Raw genomic sequence first — 19,446 nt, forward strand, 5'->3', positions numbered from 1 at the left:
TAGCCTTTACGGCAAGGCGAGAACGCCGCCGGTCGCCGGCTCGCGGCATCCCGTAGTCGTCGGGAGGGTCAGCGCCAGTCCCTTGCGGGACCGCACGGCGAGATAGGCCCAGGCCTCCGCCTCCATCATGTCGGCGTCGAATTCGGCCTCCCGAGCGGTCACGATCCGCGCCGCTCCGCCCGCCAATTCCTGCAGCCGCCCGATGATGGCGTTGTTGCGCGCTCCGCCGCCTGAGACGATCCAAAGCGACGGAGGCACGGATAGCCTTTCGGCAGCCTTGTGAATGGTAGCCGCGGAAAGAGCGGCAAGCGTGGCCGCACCGTCGGAAAGCTCCATGCCATCGACATGGCCCAGCGTGAAGTCGTTCCGGTCGAGCGATTTCGCGCCTCCTCGGGCGAAGAACGGATTGGCCAGATAGCGCTCCACAACCGCCATGTCCGCCGCGCCTTCACTGGCGATGCGCCCGCCATCGTCATAGGGGATGCCCGCATGTCGCTCGACCCACTGGTCGATCAGCGCATTGCCCGGCCCGCTGTCGAAGGCGGTTGGCGGCTGTCCGGGCGCCACGAAGGTGACATTGGAAATACCGCCGATATTGACGAAAGCGACCGCACCGAAACCCGGCTCCAGTGCGGAAGGGAGCTGAGACGCTAGCGCCGCGTGGTAAGCAGGCACAAGCGGCGCGCCCTGCCCGCCTTGTTCCATGTCACAAGCGCGCATATCGAAGACCGTCGCGATACCTGTCTCTCGTGCAAGAAGGCCGCCGTCGCCGATCTGCACCGTCAGGGCGCGCTCCGGACGATGCAGCACGGTCTGGCCGTGAAAGCCGATCAAATCGACATGTTCGCGCGCGATACCGTTTTCGGCGAGAAAATCCTTTACGGCCCTGGCGTGACGCATGGTGAGCTCGGTTTCGAGATCTTTCAGGCGACCGGGCCGTTGCGAACGCTCGTCTATTGCCCGCGCATCCTCCAGCCCCGCTTCGAGTTCGCGTCTGAAGGCAGGATCATAGGCAATCGCCATGGACGGCCCCCGCGAAACGACGCGAATGCCGTCGGTCTCGACGAGCGCGATGTCGATGCCGTCCATCGACGTTCCGCTCATCAATCCGATCGCCCGCATGACCTCCATCACCGCCCTCTTCTTGTCCATTCCGGCTGAATAGTGTTAAAGCCGCGCGGCCCCGAACACCACGGGTGCCGTTTCCCATCCACGCAGGCAAGCATTATGTCCGGTTACAAGTCCGATTTCCTTCGCACTCTGAACGAGCGCGGCTTCATTCATCAGCTTTCCGATGAATCGGGGCTCGACGAACTCCTCTGCAAGGAAACCGTTACCGCCTATATCGGCTTCGACCCGACCGCAGCCAGTCTGCACGCCGGCTCGCTCATCCAGATCATGATGCTGCACTGGTTCCAGCAAACCGGACACCGCGCGATCTCCCTTATGGGCGGCGGTACCGGCATGGTCGGCGATCCGTCCTTCAAGGACGAGGCGCGCCAGCTCATGACGGTGGAGAAGATCGAGGACAACATCGCGTCGCTGAAGCGCGTCTTCTCGAATTATCTCGACTACGATGCCGGCGAGAATGCCGCTCTGATGATCAACAATGCCGACTGGCTGCGTTCGATCAACTATCTCGAATTCCTGCGCGATGTCGGCCGCCACTTCTCGGTCAACCGCATGCTGTCCTTCGACAGCGTGAAGATGCGCCTCGACCGGGAGCAGTCGCTGTCCTTCCTGGAATTCAATTACATGATCCTCCAGGCCTACGATTTCGTCGTGCTGAACGAACGCTATGACTGCCGGCTTCAGATGGGCGGGTCCGACCAGTGGGGCAACATCGTCAACGGGATCGATCTCGGCCACAGGCTGGGCACGCCGCAGCTCTATGCCCTCACCTCGCCTCTCCTCACGACCTCGTCCGGCGCCAAGATGGGCAAGTCGGCGACGGGTGCGATCTGGCTCAATCCGGAAATGCTGCCGGCCTATGATTTCTGGCAGTACTGGCGCAACACTGAGGACGCCGACGTCGGGCGCTTCCTCAAGCTCTACACGATCCTGCCGATGGACGAGATCGCACGCCTGTCGGCGCTGGGCGGGTCCGAGATCAACGAGGTCAAGAAGATCCTAGCCACCGAGGTAACCGCCATCCTGCATGGCAGGCAGGCGGCCGAGCAGGCGGCCGAAACAGCGCGCAAGACGTTCGAGGAAGGCGCCCTCTCGGAGAACCTGCCGACTATCGAGGTCCCTGCGTCAGATCTCGGTGCCGGTATCGGGGTGCTCTCGGCATTCGTGCAGGCGGGGCTGGCCGCGTCCAACGGCGAAATGCGCCGCCACGTCAAAGGCGGAGCGGTGCGCGTGAACGACGAGCAGGTCTCGGACGAGCGCATGACACTGGACGAAACGACGCTGCGGGACGGCGTCATCAAGCTTTCGCTCGGCAAGAAGAAACACGTTCTCGTCAAGCCCGTCTGAAGGCTCAGCGAAACTCGAAAATCTGGCGGAAGACGCCGGGGGCGATAACCGACAGCGGATTGACGGTGATCTTCGGCTTCTTCATGTCACCTTCCAGCATGTAGGTGACGCCGATCAATCCGCGGTCGCGCCCGTTGCCGAGAACCAGGCCGACGATGGGAATACCGGCCAGCAGGCTGTTGACCGCATAGGCCGGCATGAAGGTTCCCGTAATCCGCATCCGATCGTTCTTGTCGTACAACGTGCCCCGGAAGGTCGATCCGACCAGCGGCCCGCGGATGACGCCCTGGCGGATCTGAAGTGAGTTGGGCGAGATGATGAGGGTCGCCTCGGCGCGATCGAACTTGATCTCTCTCGTGTCGATATCCTGCTTGATCGCCTCCTTGAGGCTCTCTGACCCTCCTGATTTCGACGAAACCAGTGCATTCAGCCGCGGTTCGTTGAAAATGCGGAAATCCGTGACTTCGGCGGAGCCGCTCAGCACTTTCTCGCCGGTTGCCTTGAGCGCGCCCGTCATGATCCCGCCGCGCACCTGACCGTAGATATCGAGGAAGCGAAGCGCCTCGCCCGCATCGAGCGACTCGAACTGGATCGTCCGCTTCGCAGCCGCGCCCTTGAGCGTTGCGGATATGGGAAATCCGCTGGCGGTCAGGCAATTGGCGACAACCGAGACCACATCCTTCCCGTCATAGCGCATCTCCAGCCTGAGATTGCGCACATACTCGTCGCCGAACCCGGTCACCTTGGCGATGGAGGCCGTCACGTCGACGGGGACGCCTTCCTCCGAGGTCTTGGCTTTCAATTGTTCGCGGACATGGCGGATGAGCGAGCGCGCATCGAACGACTTACCGGTAATGGAAACGGCAAATCCTTTTCCCTTCGCCGTCACATCGACGGAAATGTCGTCGGTCTCGTTCAGTCTCACCTTCCCGAAACGCGCACTCTGCAACCCGTCATCGGACACGGTAATATCGCCATTCGCGAAGAAGGAACCGCCATCCAGCTGAAAATTGCTGATCCGGGTTTCCTTGTCGGCAAGAACGAGATCGAAGACGGTTTTGGCAGGTATTCCGGTCCCCTTGGCCCAACCGATCCAGGGCAAGGACAGCTTGGCTTGCGAGAGGTCGGCCTCCACCTCCATGGATTCCTCTTCGTCGGCCGTCTTCACGTTGACCGAAGTGATCCCATCGACGAGCGTTTCGAGACCGGGCGCGATGCGCGTGCGATCGGCATCGTTGAGATTAAGGATAATGTCCCGTGACGAGCCGGCGGCTTTGCCGCCGAAAGGCTGGATCATCGAGATATTCGCCGGCACGCCGTCGATCTCGCCCGTGACATCGATCTGGGCGCGCAGCTGGTTGATGTTTATCCGGCCGGTCATGTCCGCCAGCATCCGCCCCTCGAAGGGGGTCGAGATGGCCGCGTCCTGAATTTCCAGTTCCACCTCCCATTGCGGAGGCGGAGCCGACTCCTGCGGATTGAGCGCAAAACGCATGATCACCCGCGCGTCGGCCTCGCCGGACAGTTCTTCCGGCTTGTAGGGTCTGAACCGTTGCGCGTTGATCGGCCGGAAGGAAATGAGCTCGCCGAGCGCGTCGGCGGTCCCGGAAACATCGACATCGAGATCGGCATAGATGACGCCGTTTTCATCGACCTGGTGGATGATCAAAACGCCCGATGACGCCTCCGCCGTGCGGCCGCTCGGCATGTAGGTCGTTCCGCTTTCAAGCGTGATCACCGTGTCGCCGCCCTTGACGTCGATCCGGCCTATCGCATCGCGAACCGGCGGAATACCACCGGTAACGTCGAAGCGGACACCCTCGACCTGCAACGACAGCTCAGTGTCGCCCTGCAACGTCTTGTCGGTGCCAGGAATGCGCCGGCGCAGCGGCTCCGCGATCAGGAACTCGCCTTCGGTAACCCGGCCGCCCGCGAGATTGGAAAGCACCCATCGGCGCGCGCCCCGCGCGACCGGCGCGGGCCAGAACTGCTTGACGCCGGCCAATGCGAAATCCTCCACGGAGATCGCGAAGATCGCCGTCGGCGTAGCGGACGAAAAATCAAACGTTCCCGCCCCCTCCATCGACCCCGCTTCGGATTCGAGTTCGATATGCGAGATGTCGGCGACACCGTCGCGCGGCGTCCAGGTGCCGATCGCACGTGCCGCGAACTGGACCGCACGTTCTGGCGAATCGATCGGATTGCTCACCCCGTTATTGGCGATCAGTTCGAACTGATAGGCGCGCTCCCGCACCGATCCGTCCGCACCTGGGGCATCGCGAACGCCGCCGGTCAGGACAGCCGAGGAGCGGCCATACCGGATCCGCGATTCGCGCAGAGAGAAAACCTTGGTCTCCGGGGTCCATGCGAGATTGAAACGCCCTGTCACCGGAACGAGATCGCCGTCATCGAGCTTGAAGGTGAAATCGGTCGGTTCGACGCTCACCGTTAACTGGTCCGGTGCGTCGCCGCGTGTTCTGCGCGCGGTGAAAACGACATTGGCTCGCACGGGTTCGTGTTTCGCGCCCGGCAGATGATCTTCGGGATTGTCGGAGAACAGGGTGCGCACGCGTGCGAACGGCAACGCTATGTCGTCGAGACGAAACCGGGCGATCAGCGCACCGCCAATACTCCTGCGCACCATCCCGGACAGCTGGCTCGTTCGTCCGTCGATCTCGATTTCGGCCTCGATCGCTCTCTGCCCCGGACTCGCGATCACCACCGCGTTCCTGACGAAAATATCGGACCCGTGGCCGGTCACCGTCATGTCGCCGATCTTGATGTCTATCGCCGAGCCATTCACCGAACTGCCTTCGATCAGCATGTCGGAGAAATCGAGCAGCCGGTCCAGACCGGTCTCCACGGCCGCGATTGCCGGAAGTTCGCCTGATCCGCTTCGGGCATTGGCCAGGTTCAGCCGTATGCCTGACACTTCAATATTCTGCAGTTGCGGCTTGCCTCGAAGAGCGCTCAGGGTCGTCACGCCGATCCGCGTTCGATCGACCTCCAGCACGTCCTTCCCGGTGGCCCTGTCCTTCATGACGAACTGGCCGAGCGATACGCCGACGCCCTGCAGTCCTTCCACGATGACGTCGGCGTCACCGATATCCACGGAAAGACTCTCCGGCAACGCGCCGCTGAGCGCGGCCACGGCTTCGTCCTCGATGAGTGGCGAAATCAGGCCCGATTTAACGAACGCGGCCAGCAGCACAGGCAATGACAGGACTATGAGCAGAACGATGAGAATGCGTCGGCGCAGTTTTCTGCGCGGACGCGGCGCAGCCGGATCCGATGCCGGAGGAACCGGCCGTTCGGCGTTCGACGGCATGTCATGCAGCAGTCGCTGCGCGCCAGAGCCGAACTTCACCTTTTCTCCGCGTTGTATTCTCAAACTTGTCGTCAGCCTCCCGCCGCGCAGATTCGCTTATAATCGCGCCTCTGCGGCTTGGACAGATTCACAATGCACCATATACCGCAGGATGTCGCTTCAAGCGCCCTAAAAACGAAGGAAACCAACAATGAACCAACCCGCCGAAGGATCAATCGCACCGGATTTCGAATTGCCTGCCGATGGCGGAGTTTCGATCAGGCTTTCACAATTGAAAGGCAAGATTGTGGTGCTCTACTTCTACCCGAAGGACGACACGAGCGGCTGCACGACGGAAGCGATCGATTTCACGCGCTTCCTCCCGGAATTCGAAGCGATCGGCGCCACCGTCATCGGCATGTCACCCGACAGCGCCGCAAAGCACGACAAGTTCAAGGCCAAGCACGATCTGGCGGTAACGCTGGTCGCCGACGAGGACAGGAACGCGCTCGAAGCATATGGCGTGTGGGTCGAAAAGAGCATGTATGGCCGCAAATACATGGGCGTGGAACGCTCCACGTTCCTCATCGATTCGACGGGAAAGATCGCGCGCATCTGGCGCAAGGTGAAGGTCAAGGGCCACGCCGAAGACGTGCTGGAAGCAGCCCGCGAACTTGCCTGAGCGACGGTAGAAGCAATGCCCGATTCGCTGCGCGCCGCCGCCATCGACGCCCTCTCGGCAGCCGATCTCGACCGCAAGGTTCTGGTCACCCGGTCGGCTGCCGGCGCATGGCGAACCCGAACCCTGTCGCTGCGCGCGCCGGCCGATCCGGCAACGCCGACACGGCCCGGCCGGCCGGAAAAACCGGACCTTGTTGCGCCGCGCCTGCTCAAGAAGCGCAACCTGAACAGCGAAAGCGGCCGGATCGCGCTCATCCACGCGCTCGCCCATATCGAACTGAACGCCATCGATCTCGCGCTCGACATCGTCGCCCGGTTCGCCACGCAAAACATCCCGCTCAGTTTCTTCGACAACTGGATGCAAGTAGCCGATGACGAGGCGCGGCATTTCACGCTTCTGCGCGACCGTTTGCGCGAGATGGGCGCCGATTATGGCGACCTGCCCGCCCATGACGGCCTCTGGCAGGCCGCCACCGATACCAGCGGGGATTTGACGGCGCGGCTCGCCATCGTGCCGCTCGTCCTCGAGGCGCGCGGCCTCGACGTGACGCCCGGCCTCGCCACAACGCTCCGCGATCTCGGCGACACGCAGACCGCCGCCATCCTCGACGTGATCTATAATGACGAGAAAACCCACGTGGCGGTCGGCGCGAAGTGGTTCCGTTTCTTCTGCGCCCGCGAAGGGGCACATGCCGCCGACCGTTTCCGAGTGCTTGTCCGCAAGCATTTCCACGGCCAGGTCAAACCGCCATTCAATGACCGCGCACGGTCCGCTGCCGGCCTCACGCCGCTGTTCTATCGCGCCCTGTCTTCCGCATCGATGTCCCGCTGATCAAAGCTGCACGATGCGCTAAGGGCTTTATTAACCCTAATGAAGTGTAATTCCACCACGCCAAGTTTTATCGTTACGGTGGATTGCCTTGAGTAACACAGCGGTCTTCGGAAAACGCAAAGAGCCCCACACGATCATTATCGCGAAGGGCGATCGCATCTCCCATTTCACGGTCCGGCCCTGGATGGCCGCACTCGGTGCGTCCGTATTGGCCGCCGTCGCCGTCGGATATCTTCTCGCCACCAGCTACCTGATGCTGCGCGACGATATTCTGAACGCGGCGATCGCGCGGCAGGCACGCATGCAGCACGCCTATGAGGACCGCATCGCCGCGTTGCGCTCGCAGGTCGACAGGATCACGTCCTATCGCCTCCTCGACCAGCAGATCATGGAGACAAAGGTCGCCGAACTGCTCGATCGCCAGACCGTCCTGGCCAGCCGGAGCGGCCGCCTCGCGCCACTCCTCCAAAGAGCGGAACTCAATGGCATCACGCCGGCAGCGAAACGACTTGACGCCGATGAGGTGCCGGTTCCGGCCAGCCGGTCGGGCGGCAAGCAAACAACGCGGGTTCTGTTCGAGGTCCAGCAACCGCTTCGAGCAGGGCTGCAGGAAGCCTTCGCAAAGACCGAAGACCTGAAGGGCGATATGGACGCGATGCCGATCGTCACGCTCTCTCGCCTCGGCAACTCGCTCAACCATCTGGAAATCGACCAGATCAGCCATGTCAGCGCTCTTGTCGATTCCGCGCGCGATATGCGCGAACAGATGGTCGCCGACGCCCGCAATGCGGGACTTCCGCTCAAAGCGCCCCAGCTTGAAGATACCGGCACGGGCGGCCCCTTCATTCCGGCAAATCCCGAAGTGGCGGACGATGCTTTCGAGAACGAAATCGACGCGCTCAATCGCGAGCTCGAAGCGCTGGACAAGGTGCGCGGCACGATCCGCAGCTTCCCGATTGCCAATCCGGCTCCGGGCCGCCGGATAAGCAGCCGTTTCGGCAACAGGCGCGACCCGATCATCAAGCGCTCGGCCTTTCATTCGGGCATTGATTTCGCGGTCACGACCGGCACGCCAATCCGCGCCACCGGCGCCGGCACGGTCATTCACGCAGGTCGCAACGGCGGCTACGGCCGCATGGTCGAGGTGCGCCACGCAAACGGCTTGACGACCCGCTACGCCCATCTCAGCCGGGTTCTGGTCAGCAAGGGCCAGAAGGTCACGCCCGGCGCCGTGATCGGCAAATCGGGCAGCACGGGCCGCTCCACCGGGCCTCATCTGCACTACGAGGTCCGCCAGAACGGCAAAGCCGTCAATCCGATGAGCTACATCTCCGCCGGCAAGCGCCTCGGAAAATATCTCTAGGCACGTCGCTCAGACGGGCTCGGCCGCATCGATAATTCGCATTTGCGGCGTCTGCCGGCCGTTCCAGTGATTGACCGACAGCGTCCCGGCCACATGGACCGGCCGCCCCGCCCTGCCCGACAGGAATTGGCCGAGTTCACTGTCTGCCGCACGAAACGCGATGGCGTCGATTTGCGATCGGTCTTCCGCCTGCAGCCTAACCTTCAGATGCCCGTTGCCGACGACCGCGCTCGATGCGACACGGTGGTTCGGCAACACGAAGACCGGTTCGGAATTGCCCGTGCCGAAAGGCCCGGCCTTCTCGATTTCCGAAATCAACATGAGGTTCGCGCCGCGCGCCGATAGCGCGCCGTCGATCTTTTGCGTTTCGTTTTCGATAATCGACGAAACGGCCGAAGCCGCCTTTTCCTCGAAGAAATCGCGCAGATCGCCGAGTTTCGCGCGTTCAACGGTGATACCCGCCGCCATGGCGTGACCGCCGCCCTTGACCAGGAGCCCCTCTTCCACCGCCGCCCTGACGAGTTTGCCCAGATCGAAGCCCGGTATGGAGCGGCCCGATCCGGTGCCCTTCCCCGACCCGTCGAGCGCCACCGCGAAGGCCGGCCTGCGGGTATGTTCCTTCAGGCGCGCCGCGATCAGGCCGACAATGCCCGGATGCCATTCCGTGCTCGATGTCAGCACAACCGCCGGCGGCGTGCCTGTCGCCATATCCCGATCCGCCTCCGCGCGCGCCTGAGCGACCATCTCGGTCTCTATTGCCTGGCGTTCCTTGTTCAGCCGGTCGAGCTCCGCGGCAATCTCACCGGCGCGGTTAGCGTCTTCCTCGACAAGCGCCATGGAACCCAGCGCCGCATTGCCGATCCGCCCGCCCGCATTGATCCGCGGTCCGATCAGGAAACCAAGGTGAAACGGATTGAGCGGCTCGCCGATGGAGGACACCCGCGCAAGTGCGCTGAGACCCGGATTGCTGAGGTGGCGGGCGGCAACGAGACCCTTGGTGACAAAGGCCCGGTTCAGCCCGACAAGCGGCACGACATCGCAGACCGTGCCGAGCGCCACCAGATCGAGCATCGAGAGAAGGTCCGGCAATCTGTTGATCCCATGGGCGCGCAACTGCCGCGACACATCGACGAGCGTCATGAACACCACGCCGACGGCACACAGATAGCCGAGACCGGACAAGTCGTCATCGCGGTTCGGATTGACCACGGCGCGCACGTCGGGGAGCGCTCCGCCGACCTGGTGATGGTCGAGAACCACGATATCGGAGCCGTTTTCCCGCACCGCATCGAACGCTTCGGCGCTGTTCGTTCCGCAATCGACAGTCACGATCAGCGACGCCTGCGCCGAGAGCTCCCGCATCGCCGCGGGATTGGGCCCGTATCCTTCGAAAATGCGATCGGGGATATAGATCCGCGCCTCGATTCCGAAAAAGCGCAGGTAACGCGCCAGAAGCGCGGATGACGAAGCGCCATCCACGTCATAGTCGCCGAAAATCGCTACGTTTTCGCGGTTTCGAACGGCATCCGCGATCCGCTTTGCCGCTGCCTCGAGATCGGTGATCGAGCGCGGGTCGGGCATCAATGCCTTGAGGGTTGGATCGAGGAAACCCGCCGCCTGGTCCGCGCTCACGCCACGCCCGGCAAGCACCCGTGCGAGAATGTCGGGAATGCCGTGGCGCTGCGCGATATCAAGCGCCACCTGCGTCTGCGCGGGCGACATCCTGTCGATCCACTTCCGTCCTTTGACGGAGCGATCGATTCCCAGAAAGGACGAGGTTTGGACCATGCCGGTTTGTCGCCCCGCGTGCCGGCCCCGTCAAGCGGGCCGGCCAAACGGGTCAGAACTTGTCCATGTCCTGATGGCGCGCCTTGATCTCGCGAACGGTCTTCGACGACGAGCGCATGACGATCGTTTCCGTCTGGAGATAGTTCTTCATGAAACGAACGCCGCCCAGCATGTTGCCGTCGGTCACGCCCGTCGCGGCGAAGATCACCTCGCCATGCGCCATTTCCATGTGGGAATAGATCTTCTTCGGATCGGAAACGCCCATCTTCGCCGCCCGGGCGATCTTTTCCTCGGTATCGAGGATCAGGCGGCCCTGCATCTGTCCGCCAACGCAGCGCAAGGCGGACGCCGCCAGCACGCCCTCGGGCGCGCCGCCGCTGCCAATATAGATATCGATGCCCGTCTCTTCCGGTGCCGTCGTGTCGATCACGCCGGCAACGTCGCCGTCGCCGATCAGGCGGATCGCAGCGCCCGTCTTGCGCACCGCCTCGATCAGCGAGGCATGGCGCGGACGGTCGAGGATACAGGCGGCGATCTCGGTCACCGGGACGCCCTTGGCCTTGGCGACCGCATGGATGTTGTCTTCGGGCGACGCATCGATATCGATCAGCCCAACCGGATAGCCCGGTCCGACGGCGATCTTTTCCATGTAGACGTCCGGCGCGAACAGCAGCGCGCCCTTTTCGGCGATGGAAATGACGGCCAGCGAGTTGGGCAGGTTCTTCGCGCACAGCGTCGTGCCTTCGAGCGGATCGAGCGCGATATCCACTTCCGGGCCTTTGCCGTTGCCGACCTTCTCGCCGATATAGAGCATCGGCGCTTCATCGCGCTCGCCCTCGCCGATGACGACAGTGCCGCGAATGGCGAGACGGTTCAGTTCGGAACGCATCGCATCGACGGCGGCCTGGTCGGCGGCTTTCTCGTCGCCGCGTCCGCGCAGCCGGGCTGCGGCCACCGCCGCTCTCTCGGTTACACGCGCCAGTTCCAGCGACAATTCCCTTGTCAGGCCGACTTGCTCGTCGCCGGATTTTGCCATCGAATTCATGCGGTTGTCCTCGCTTTGTGCTTTGCGGATCGGTTTAGACGCAGTCTCGCCACCCGCGCAACACCGGTACGGCAAGGTTTCGGGGGACCAACCGCGATCTAATCGATTTTGATGACAGAAGCTTCGTCAGCCAGCCGGTTCTATGCGGATAACCTGCGGCTTTGAAACGAGATGACCATCGGCAAGCACGGCCTCCAGGGCGGTACGGATATCCGCTTCGGTCGTCTCGTGCGTGACGAGCACCACCGTCTTCTGGGTATCCTCGCCACCCTTGACGCCGCCATGCTGAACGATCGATGCGAGCGAAATATCGTTGCGGGCCATGTGTCCGGCGAGAGAGGCAAAAACACCGATACGGTCATGCACCGTCAGACGAATGAAATAACCGCCGGCATGAGCGGCAATCTCGGCCTGCTGATACGGCTCCAGCTCTTTTGCCGGACGACCGAACACGGGCGCTTCCTGATGACCGGGCAGCGATTTGGCGATATCGGCGACATCGCCGATCACGGCCGAGGCCGTCGCGTCTCCGCCTGCGCCAGGTCCCGACAAGAGGAGCGAACCGACCGTGTCCGCCTCGATGCCCACCGCATTCGTCACGCTGTCGACCTGCCCGATCATCGAGCCGAGCGGCACCATCGTCGGATGGACACGCTGCTCGATCCCGGTGGCCGTGCGAAGCGCAACGCCCAGAAGCTTGATCCGGTAGCCCAACTCACGCGCGGCATGGATATCCGCCAGCGTGATGTTGCTGATTCCCTCGACATAGATTTCATCGGCGGCGACCCGGGTGCCGAACGCGATGCTGGTGAGGATGGCGAGCTTGTGCGCGGTATCGAAACCTTCCACGTCGAAGGTCGGGTCGGCCTCGGCATAACCGAGGCGCTGGGCGTCGGCGAGGCAGTCCTCGAACGAAATCTCGTCGCGCTCCATCCGCGTCAGGATGTAATTCGCGGTGCCGTTGAGGATGCCGTAGACTCGGCTCACATCGTTGGCAGCGAGCGACTCGCGCATCGTCTTGATGACGGGGATACCGCCCGCCACGGCCGCCTCGTAGTTGAGGATAAGGCCCTTTTCCTCGGCCAGCAGCGCCAGTTCCACGCCATGCTTGGCCAGCAGCGCCTTGTTGGCGGTTACGACATGATGGCCGGAACGGAGCGCCGTGCGGATGCTGTCGAGCGCAGCGCCGCTGTCGCCGCCGACCAGCTCGACAAAAACATCGATATCCGAAGAAGCAGCAAGCGCCTCGGGCGTATCGAACCACTCGATGCCGGCAAGATCGACGCCGCGATCCTTCGTCCGGTCACGCGCCGTGACCCCGGTCACCTCGATGGGCCGCCCGCATCTGTGCGTGAGCGAATTCGATTTGGATTTGAGAATACGGGCAACGGACGCGCCGACCGTGCCCAGACCCGCGATGCCGATGCGCAGCGGCTCGTTCATGAGTCCACCTTTCGAAACGAGGTGTTATCGGTTGATTGCCCGCCGTCAGCGGCGGGCGTTGAGTGCGACGACGTTGTGCAGATTTCCACGTGTCGATGCAAGGAAGCGTTTGATGTTCCGCGCGGCCTGACGAATGCGGTGCTCGTTTTCCACGAGCGCGATCCTCACGTGATCGTCGCCATGTTCGCCGAAACCGACGCCCGGCGCGACGGCGACGTCCGCCTTCTCGATCAGCAGCTTGGAGAATTCCAGCGACCCCATCTCGCGAAACGGCTCGGGGACTGGCGCCCAGGCGAACATCGTCGCCTCAGGCGCCGGCACGTCGAACCCGGCTTGGTGAAAGCTGTCGACCAGCACATCGCGCCGCTTGCGATAGACATCGCGAACCTCGGTGATGTCGGAACCGTCGCCGTTGAGCGCAGCGGTCGCCGCCACCTGGATCGGCGTGAAGGCGCCGTAATCGAGATAGGACTTCACCCGCGCCAGCGCCGCGATCAGGCGCTCGTTACCGACCGCGAACCCCATGCGCCAGCCGGGCATGGAGAAGGTCTTGGACATCGAGGTGAACTCGACGCAGACATCCATTGCGCCCGGCACTTCCAGGACGGAAGGCGGCGGCGTGTCGCCGAAATAGATCTCGGAATAGGCGAGATCCGACAGCACGATGATGTCGTGCTTGCGGGCATAGGCAATCACGTCCTTGTAGAAATCGAGCGTCGCCACGAAGGCCGTCGGATTCGAAGGATAGTTCAGGATCAGCGCCAGCGGCTTCGGGATGGAATGCTTCACCGCCCGCTCAAGCGCCGGGATGAAGCCGTCATCGGGCGCCACCGGCATCGACCGGATGACGCCGCCCGACATGATGAAGCCGAAGGCGTGGATCGGATAGGTCGGATCGGGACACAGCACCACGTCGCCGGGCGCGGTGATCGCCTGCGCCATGTTGGCGAAGCCTTCCTTCGAGCCAAGCGTCGCGATCACCTGGCGTTCCGGATCGAGCTTCACGCCGAAACGGCGCGCGTAATAAGCCGCTTGCGCCTTGCGCAGCCCGGGAATGCCCTTCGACGACGAATATCGGTGCGTGCGCGGATCACGAACGGTCTCGACCAGCTTGTCGACGATCGCCTTCGGCGTCGGCAGGTCCGGATTGCCCATGCCGAGGTCGATGATGTCCCGGCCTTCCGCTCGCGCGCTCGCCTTCAGGCGATTGACCTGTTCGAAAACGTAAGGGGGCAGACGGCGGACTTTGTGGAATTCTTCCATGGCATTTCCTCGGGATATGCGCGCGCTATAGCGCGTTCGTGACTGGAAATCGAGACAAACTGCGAACCAACGCTATTCCTCGATCTTCCTGATCGCTTCATTGGAGTGCGTTGCCGCGAGACGGCGCAGGAGCGCAAGCCGCCGATTGTATTCCGCTGTCGAGACCTGTCCACGCGAATGAGCTTGCGCCAGGGCCTGCATTTGGGCCAGCAAGACATCGCGCTGGGCGTCGCTCATCTGCTGCAAGGACCTGGCCGGCTCGTCATTTATGTTTGGATAGGTTCCGGTTACCGAAGCCTGCCCCGACCCAGCGGCCAGCGGGTCGCGAGACCCGGTTTGGGCAGCGGATTTCACGCGCCGAGGCGCAGGTTCCGGTATCCGAATAGTGGTCGAAACTCGTCCGGGCGCCTGTTCCGCCGTCTGCGATTCCGTTTCAGAACCTGCTGATTCGTCGGGCCTTTCCGCCGGCGGCAACGGCGGACCGGCGGTGTCGAAGGCTGCCTGCGGCACGCCCTGATCGATCGCGTTTCCGCCCGCGCATCCGGCAAGGAGCACGAAATTGAAGATCAGTAACGCAATGCCAAGTCTATTCATGTTACCTTGAGGCAGCGGTGGTGCCGCCATCGATTGACGAAGTCGGTGCGCCGATCGCAACCAATGGGTCAATGACATGCGCCTTGTCCTGTGTCATCAACGCTCAATAATATGGCAGCACAAAGAACGCCGAGAATGACGTCGCAAAGAACACCCGCAGAGCGGAAAAGCAATGGCTGAGAAGAAGGAAGCCGACGCCGGCAAGGCGGTGGACCGGACCTCGATCGACGCCTATGTCATCAAGGATCCCGAGGCATTCGCGCGCAATCTTGCCCAGGTAATCGAGGCGGCGGGCCACGCAGCTTCGGCATGGATCGGCCCGCGCGAGTCCGGTGAACACACCGACAGCGTCGCCGAACCGATGACGGATGTCGTCAAGACGTTTTCCAAAGTGTCCGAATACTGGCTCTCGGAGCCCCAGCGCGCGATCGAGGCGCAAACCCGGCTGTTTTCCGCCTATATGGACATCTGGTCCAACTCGATCCGCCGCCTCGGCGACACGGATCTGGCGGAAGCCGTCGAGCCCGACCGCGGCGACCGGCGATTCTCGGACGTCGACTGGAAGGAGAACGCATTTTTCTCGTTCCTGAAACAGACCTATCTCGTCACGTCGAAATGGGCTGCCGATCTCGTCGAAAACGCCGAGACGCTCGACGAGCACACCCGACACAAGGCGAGCTTCTACGTCAAGCAGCTCAGCAATGCCGTCTCACCGACGAACTTCATGATTTCCAATCCGGAGATCTTCAAGGAGACGATCGCCTCGAACGGCGCGAACCTCGTCGCCGGCATGAAGATGCTCGCCGAAGACATAGAGGCCGGACACGGCGACCTGAAGGTCCGCCAGGCCGATTATTCCAAGTTCAAGCTCGGCGAAAACATCGCGGTCACGCCCGGCAAGGTCATCGCGCGCAACGAACTGGTCGAAATCATCCAGTATGCGCCGGAGACGGAAGATGTCCTGAAACGGCCCTTGCTGATCTGCCCGCCATGGATCAACAAGTTCTATATCCTCGATCTCAATCCGGATAAGTCCTTCGTGCGCTGGGCTGTCGAGCAGGGTCACACGGTTTTCGTGATTTCCTGGGTCAACCCGGACGAGCGCCACGCCAAGCTCGACTGGAACGACTACATCGACCGGGGCATCTCGTTTGCGCTCGATGCCGTCGAGAAGGCGACCGGCGAGAAGCAGGTCAATGCGATTGGATATTGCGTTGGCGGCACGCTGCTGTCGGCCGCACTGGCGCTGTTCGCACGCGAAGAAAACGATCGTATCGCCTCGGCGACGCTGTTCACGACCCAGGTCGATTTCGTCAATGCCGGAGACCTGAAGGTATTCGTGGATGACGATCAGCTGGAGACGCTGGAGAAGCAGATCCGCCAGCAAGGCTACCTCGACGGCTCAAAGATGGCGACGGCCTTCAACCTGCTGCGGTCCGGCGACCTGATCTGGCCCTATGTCGTCAACAACTACATGAAGGGCAAGGAACCGATGCCCTTCGACCTGCTGTACTGGAATGCGGATTCGACCCGCATGCCGGCGGCCAACCACCTGTTCTACCTGCGCAATTGCTACCACGAAAACAAGCTCGCCCATGCCAAGATGGAGCTGAAGGGCGCGCCGGTGTCGCTCGCGGACGTCAAGATCCCGATCTACAATCTCGCCGCCAAGGAGGACCATATCGCGCCCGCCATATCGGTTTTCGAGGGCTCGAAATGTTTCGGCGGCAAGGTCACCTACGTAATGGGCGGTTCGGGACATATCGCCGGCGTCATCAACCCGCCGGCCAAGAAGAAATATCAGTTCTGGTCCGGTCCGAAAGTGGCCGGCGAATTCAACAAATGGGTTGAAAAGGCAAAGGTCACCGAAGGATCGTGGTGGCCGCACTGGCAGGCCTGGATCGAGAAACTCGACGACTCCCGCGTTCCCGCTCGCAAGAAACTCGGCGGTGGAAAGCTCAAGCCGCTTGACGACGCCCCCGGTACCTTCGTCCGCGAACGCGTGTGAAATTCTCGCCTGCCCTTGTCTCCGGGCGTCTCGTCAGGCGCTACAAACGGTTCCTCGCAGACGTCATCCTCGACAGTGGCGAGGCGATCACCTGCGCCGTGCCCAACACCGGCTCCATGATGGGCCTGACCGATCCGGACTCGCGCGTGTGGCTGTCCACCTCCGACAACCCGAAACGCAAATACCGCCACACGCTTGAAATCGTCGAGGCCGACGGCGGACTCGTCGGCGTCAATACAGGCCTTCCGAACAAGCTCGCCGAGGAAGCGATCCGCGCCGGAATGATCGGCGACCTCGCCGATTACGCGGACCTCAAGCGCGAACAGAAATACGGCCAAAAGTCACGCATCGACATCCTGCTCGGCGACCCTGAAAAGGGGCTGGCCTATGTCGAGGTGAAGAACGTGCACTTCATGCGCACGCCGGGACTCGCCGAATTTCCCGACACCGTGACCGACCGCGGGGCCCGCCATCTCGACGAAATGGCCGACATGGTGCGCGCCGGACATCGCGCCGTCATGGTCTATGTCGTCCAGCGCGGCGACTGCGAAACATTCTCGCTCTGCCACGATATGGACCCCGCCTATTGCGCCGCCTTCGACCGTGCGACAGCCTGCGGGGTTGAAGCTTTCGCCGTTCAATGCCAAATCTCGCCGGAAGAAATCACACCCGTCCGGACAATCCGTATTTTGGAATGACCGGTATCGCGGACCGGAGCCAAGCCATGGTCACCTATCTCGAAGCCGAAACGGCACCGCTCAAGAACACCGGCCAGATCCGCCTGCATGGCGAGGAAGGCTTCGAGGGCATGCGCCGCGCGTCACGCCTGACCGCCATGGCGCTCGACGAAATGGTCGATATCGTCAAGCCGGGAACCACCACCAACGAGATCGACAAGTTCGTCTTCGAATTCGGCATGGACCACGGCGCCATACCGGCGACGCTCAACTATCGCGGCTACACGAAATCCTCCTGTACGTCGATCAACCACGTCGTCTGTCACGGCATTCCGAACGACAAGCCGCTGCGCGAAGGCGAAGTCGTCAATATCGACATCACCTATGTGCTCGACGGATGGCATGGCGACTCGTCGCGCATGTATCCGGTCGGTGAGATCAAGCGCGCCGCCGAACGCCTGCTGGAAGTCACCCACGAATGCCTGATGCTCGGCATCGAAGCGGTGAAGCCCGGCGCGCGGATGGGCGCCATCGGCGAGGCAATCCAGAAACACGCCGAGGCCGAGCGCTGCTCGGTCGTGCGCGATTTCTGCGGCCACGGCGTCGGCCGGCTCTTCCACGACGCGCCGAACGTGCTGCATTACGGTCGCGCCGACGAGGGCGCCGAGATGCGCAAGGGCATGATCTTCACCATCGAGCCGATGATCAATCTCGGCCGGCCGCATGTGAAGGTGTTGTCCGACGGCTGGACGGCGGTCACACGCGATCGCAGCCTTTCGGCTCAATATGAGCACACGATCGGCGTCACCGACGACGGCTGCGAGATCTTCACCCTCTCGCCCAAGGGGCTCGACCGGCCCGGCCTGGCCGGCTAATCTCGCACCCGAATGGGGGCGACCATGGCCGACGAGCCGGACGAAAGGCAGGTATTTCTCGCGGAATTCCCGCAACCTGCCAACCTGACTCCGAAACCCACGAAAAAGCGCGCCGTTAGCGAAAAAGCGCCCTCGCCCCACGCCGGCCACCGCGACCGGTTGCGCGCGCGTCTTGCCGACGCCGGGCCCGATGCGCTTGCGGATTACGAATTGCTCGAACTGCTGCTGTTCCGCTCCATCCCCCGCCGCGACACCAAGCCCCTCGCCAAGGCACTGATCGCCCGCTTCGGATCGTTCGGCGCAGTCCTCGGCGCCGACCCGAAGCGCCTGGCGGAGGTTCCCGGCGTCAAAGATGCAGTCGCGGCTGACCTGAAGGCCGTCGCCGCCGCCGCGCAGCGCATGCTCAAGGGCGAGATCGCAGCGCGCGAAGTCCTGTCCTCCTGGAACGCCGTCATCGACTACTGCAACGCCGCCATGGCGCATGAGAGCCGCGAACAATTCCGCATTCTCTTCCTCGACAAGAAAAACGTCCTGATCGCCGACGAGGTGCAGCAGGTCGGCACCGTCGACCACACGCCCGTCTATCCGCGTGAGGTGATGCGCCGCGCGCTCGAACTGTCGGCCACCGCGCTCATCCTGGTACACAACCACCCGTCGGGCGACCCCACGCCCTCGCGCGCGGACATCGAGATGACCCACAAGATCGCCGAGACCGGCAAGACACTGAACATCGCCGTCCACGACCACGTCATCATCGGCAAGACCGGCCATGTGAGTTTGAAGGGATTGGGGCTGTTTTAGGGGCCCGCACTTGTACGTCCCAGTAAAAACCCCGGGTTATGTGGCTTGCGTTGATAAGACCGCGCTCGACCCATCGCGACCATTCCGTATGATCGGGGCGAAAGTCCGCTTCGAGCCCAAGGTCGTAATTCATCCCAACAATACGAACGGCAGTTTCGCGCCCCCATCTCAGCCATTCAGATTGCCGCGGAGCATCCTGGAAGCAGCCATTCGGCTGGATCTGATCGAAGGCCCCGAAGGACGGAGAACTGACGTTCTCTGCGTTCGGGATCAAGGTCCGCTATGCCGGTG

The 19,446-nt window shown here is 62.5% G+C and carries 15 protein-coding genes; 8 read left to right on the top strand and 7 right to left on the bottom strand.

Annotated elements, in window-relative coordinates; genetic code table 11:
• Window positions 1–6: 6 nt before the first annotated feature.
• Window positions 7–1,134 carry an anhydro-N-acetylmuramic acid kinase gene (locus LC343_RS14910; protein ID WP_223478101.1) on the bottom strand — a complete coding sequence of 376 codons (1,128 nt, stop codon included), beginning with the start codon at window positions 1,132–1,134 and terminating at the stop codon, window positions 7–9.
• A gap of 93 nt (window positions 1,135–1,227) precedes the next feature.
• On the opposite strand from LC343_RS14910, the gene tyrS reads away from it, so the two are divergent.
• Window positions 1,228–2,478 carry a tyrosine--tRNA ligase gene (gene tyrS, locus LC343_RS14915; protein WP_223477952.1) on the top strand — a complete coding sequence of 417 codons (1,251 nt, stop codon included), beginning with the start codon at window positions 1,228–1,230 and terminating at the stop codon, window positions 2,476–2,478.
• 4 nt (window positions 2,479–2,482) lie between these two features.
• Here the strand turns inward: tyrS and LC343_RS25265 are convergent, their stop codons facing one another.
• Entirely contained in the window at window positions 2,483–5,845 is a 3,363-nt protein-coding gene (locus LC343_RS25265) for a DUF3971 domain-containing protein (protein ID WP_223477953.1), read from the bottom strand.
• Between the two features lie 151 nt (window positions 5,846–5,996).
• Here LC343_RS25265 and LC343_RS14925 point away from each other — a divergent pair, with 151 nt between their 5' ends.
• The 3 genes from LC343_RS14925 to LC343_RS14935 all read left to right on the top strand — a co-directional run bounded on the left by LC343_RS14925 (window position 5,997) and on the right by LC343_RS14935 (window position 8,661).
• A complete protein-coding gene (locus LC343_RS14925; RefSeq protein WP_223477954.1) occupies window positions 5,997–6,467 on the top strand; it encodes a peroxiredoxin in 471 nt (156 codons plus the stop codon).
• Between the two features lie 15 nt (window positions 6,468–6,482).
• The gene (locus tag LC343_RS14930; protein ID WP_223477955.1) at window positions 6,483–7,298 is read left to right on the top strand and encodes a ferritin-like domain-containing protein; all 816 of its coding nucleotides are present in this window, start codon (window positions 6,483–6,485) and stop codon (window positions 7,296–7,298) included.
• A gap of 82 nt (window positions 7,299–7,380) precedes the next feature.
• Window positions 7,381–8,661: a M23 family metallopeptidase gene (locus LC343_RS14935; RefSeq protein WP_428982574.1), complete on the top strand. Its 1,281-nt coding sequence runs from the start codon at window positions 7,381–7,383 to the stop codon at window positions 8,659–8,661.
• 9 nt (window positions 8,662–8,670) lie between these two features.
• Here LC343_RS14935 and recJ read toward each other — a convergent pair whose 3' ends face one another.
• The 5 genes from recJ to LC343_RS14960 form a co-directional block, all read right to left on the bottom strand.
• Window positions 8,671–10,383 carry a single-stranded-DNA-specific exonuclease RecJ gene (recJ, locus tag LC343_RS14940; RefSeq protein ID WP_223477957.1) on the bottom strand — a complete coding sequence of 571 codons (1,713 nt, stop codon included), beginning with the start codon at window positions 10,381–10,383 and terminating at the stop codon, window positions 8,671–8,673.
• A gap of 118 nt (window positions 10,384–10,501) precedes the next feature.
• Complete coding sequence (gene glpX, locus LC343_RS14945; protein WP_223478102.1) at window positions 10,502–11,485, bottom strand: class II fructose-bisphosphatase; 984 nt, start codon at window positions 11,483–11,485, stop codon at window positions 10,502–10,504.
• 135 nt (window positions 11,486–11,620) lie between these two features.
• A complete protein-coding gene (locus LC343_RS14950; protein ID WP_223477958.1) occupies window positions 11,621–12,937 on the bottom strand; it encodes a homoserine dehydrogenase in 1,317 nt (438 codons plus the stop codon).
• A gap of 45 nt (window positions 12,938–12,982) precedes the next feature.
• Window positions 12,983–14,200: an LL-diaminopimelate aminotransferase gene (locus tag LC343_RS14955; RefSeq protein ID WP_223477959.1), complete on the bottom strand. Its 1,218-nt coding sequence runs from the start codon at window positions 14,198–14,200 to the stop codon at window positions 12,983–12,985.
• A gap of 72 nt (window positions 14,201–14,272) precedes the next feature.
• Entirely contained in the window at window positions 14,273–14,872 is a 600-nt protein-coding gene (locus LC343_RS14960) for a hypothetical protein (RefSeq protein ID WP_223477960.1), read from the bottom strand.
• A 94-nt stretch (window positions 14,873–14,966) separates the two neighbouring features.
• Between LC343_RS14960 and phaC the strand changes: the two genes are divergently transcribed.
• The 4 genes from phaC to radC are packed head-to-tail and all read left to right on the top strand — an operon-like array spanning window position 14,967 to window position 19,155.
• Entirely contained in the window at window positions 14,967–16,802 is a 1,836-nt protein-coding gene (gene phaC / locus LC343_RS14965) for a class I poly(R)-hydroxyalkanoic acid synthase (RefSeq protein ID WP_223477961.1), read from the top strand.
• Window positions 16,799–17,500 carry a DNA/RNA nuclease SfsA gene (gene sfsA / locus LC343_RS14970; RefSeq protein ID WP_223477962.1) on the top strand — a complete coding sequence of 234 codons (702 nt, stop codon included), beginning with the start codon at window positions 16,799–16,801 and terminating at the stop codon, window positions 17,498–17,500. The genes phaC and sfsA overlap by 4 nt, the downstream gene beginning before the upstream one ends.
• A gap of 26 nt (window positions 17,501–17,526) precedes the next feature.
• Window positions 17,527–18,354 (top strand): type I methionyl aminopeptidase, encoded by an 828-nt coding sequence (gene map, locus LC343_RS14975; protein WP_223478103.1) that lies wholly within the window; start codon window positions 17,527–17,529, stop codon window positions 18,352–18,354.
• A 24-nt stretch (window positions 18,355–18,378) separates the two neighbouring features.
• Window positions 18,379–19,155, top strand: coding sequence for a RadC family protein (gene radC, locus LC343_RS14980; RefSeq protein WP_223477963.1), 777 nt, complete (start codon window positions 18,379–18,381; stop codon window positions 19,153–19,155).
• The last annotated feature ends 291 nt before the right edge of the window (window positions 19,156–19,446 follow it).

The sequence above is a fragment of the Oricola indica genome (assembly GCF_019966595.1).
Taxonomy (GTDB): domain Bacteria; phylum Pseudomonadota; class Alphaproteobacteria; order Rhizobiales; family Rhizobiaceae; genus Oricola; species Oricola indica.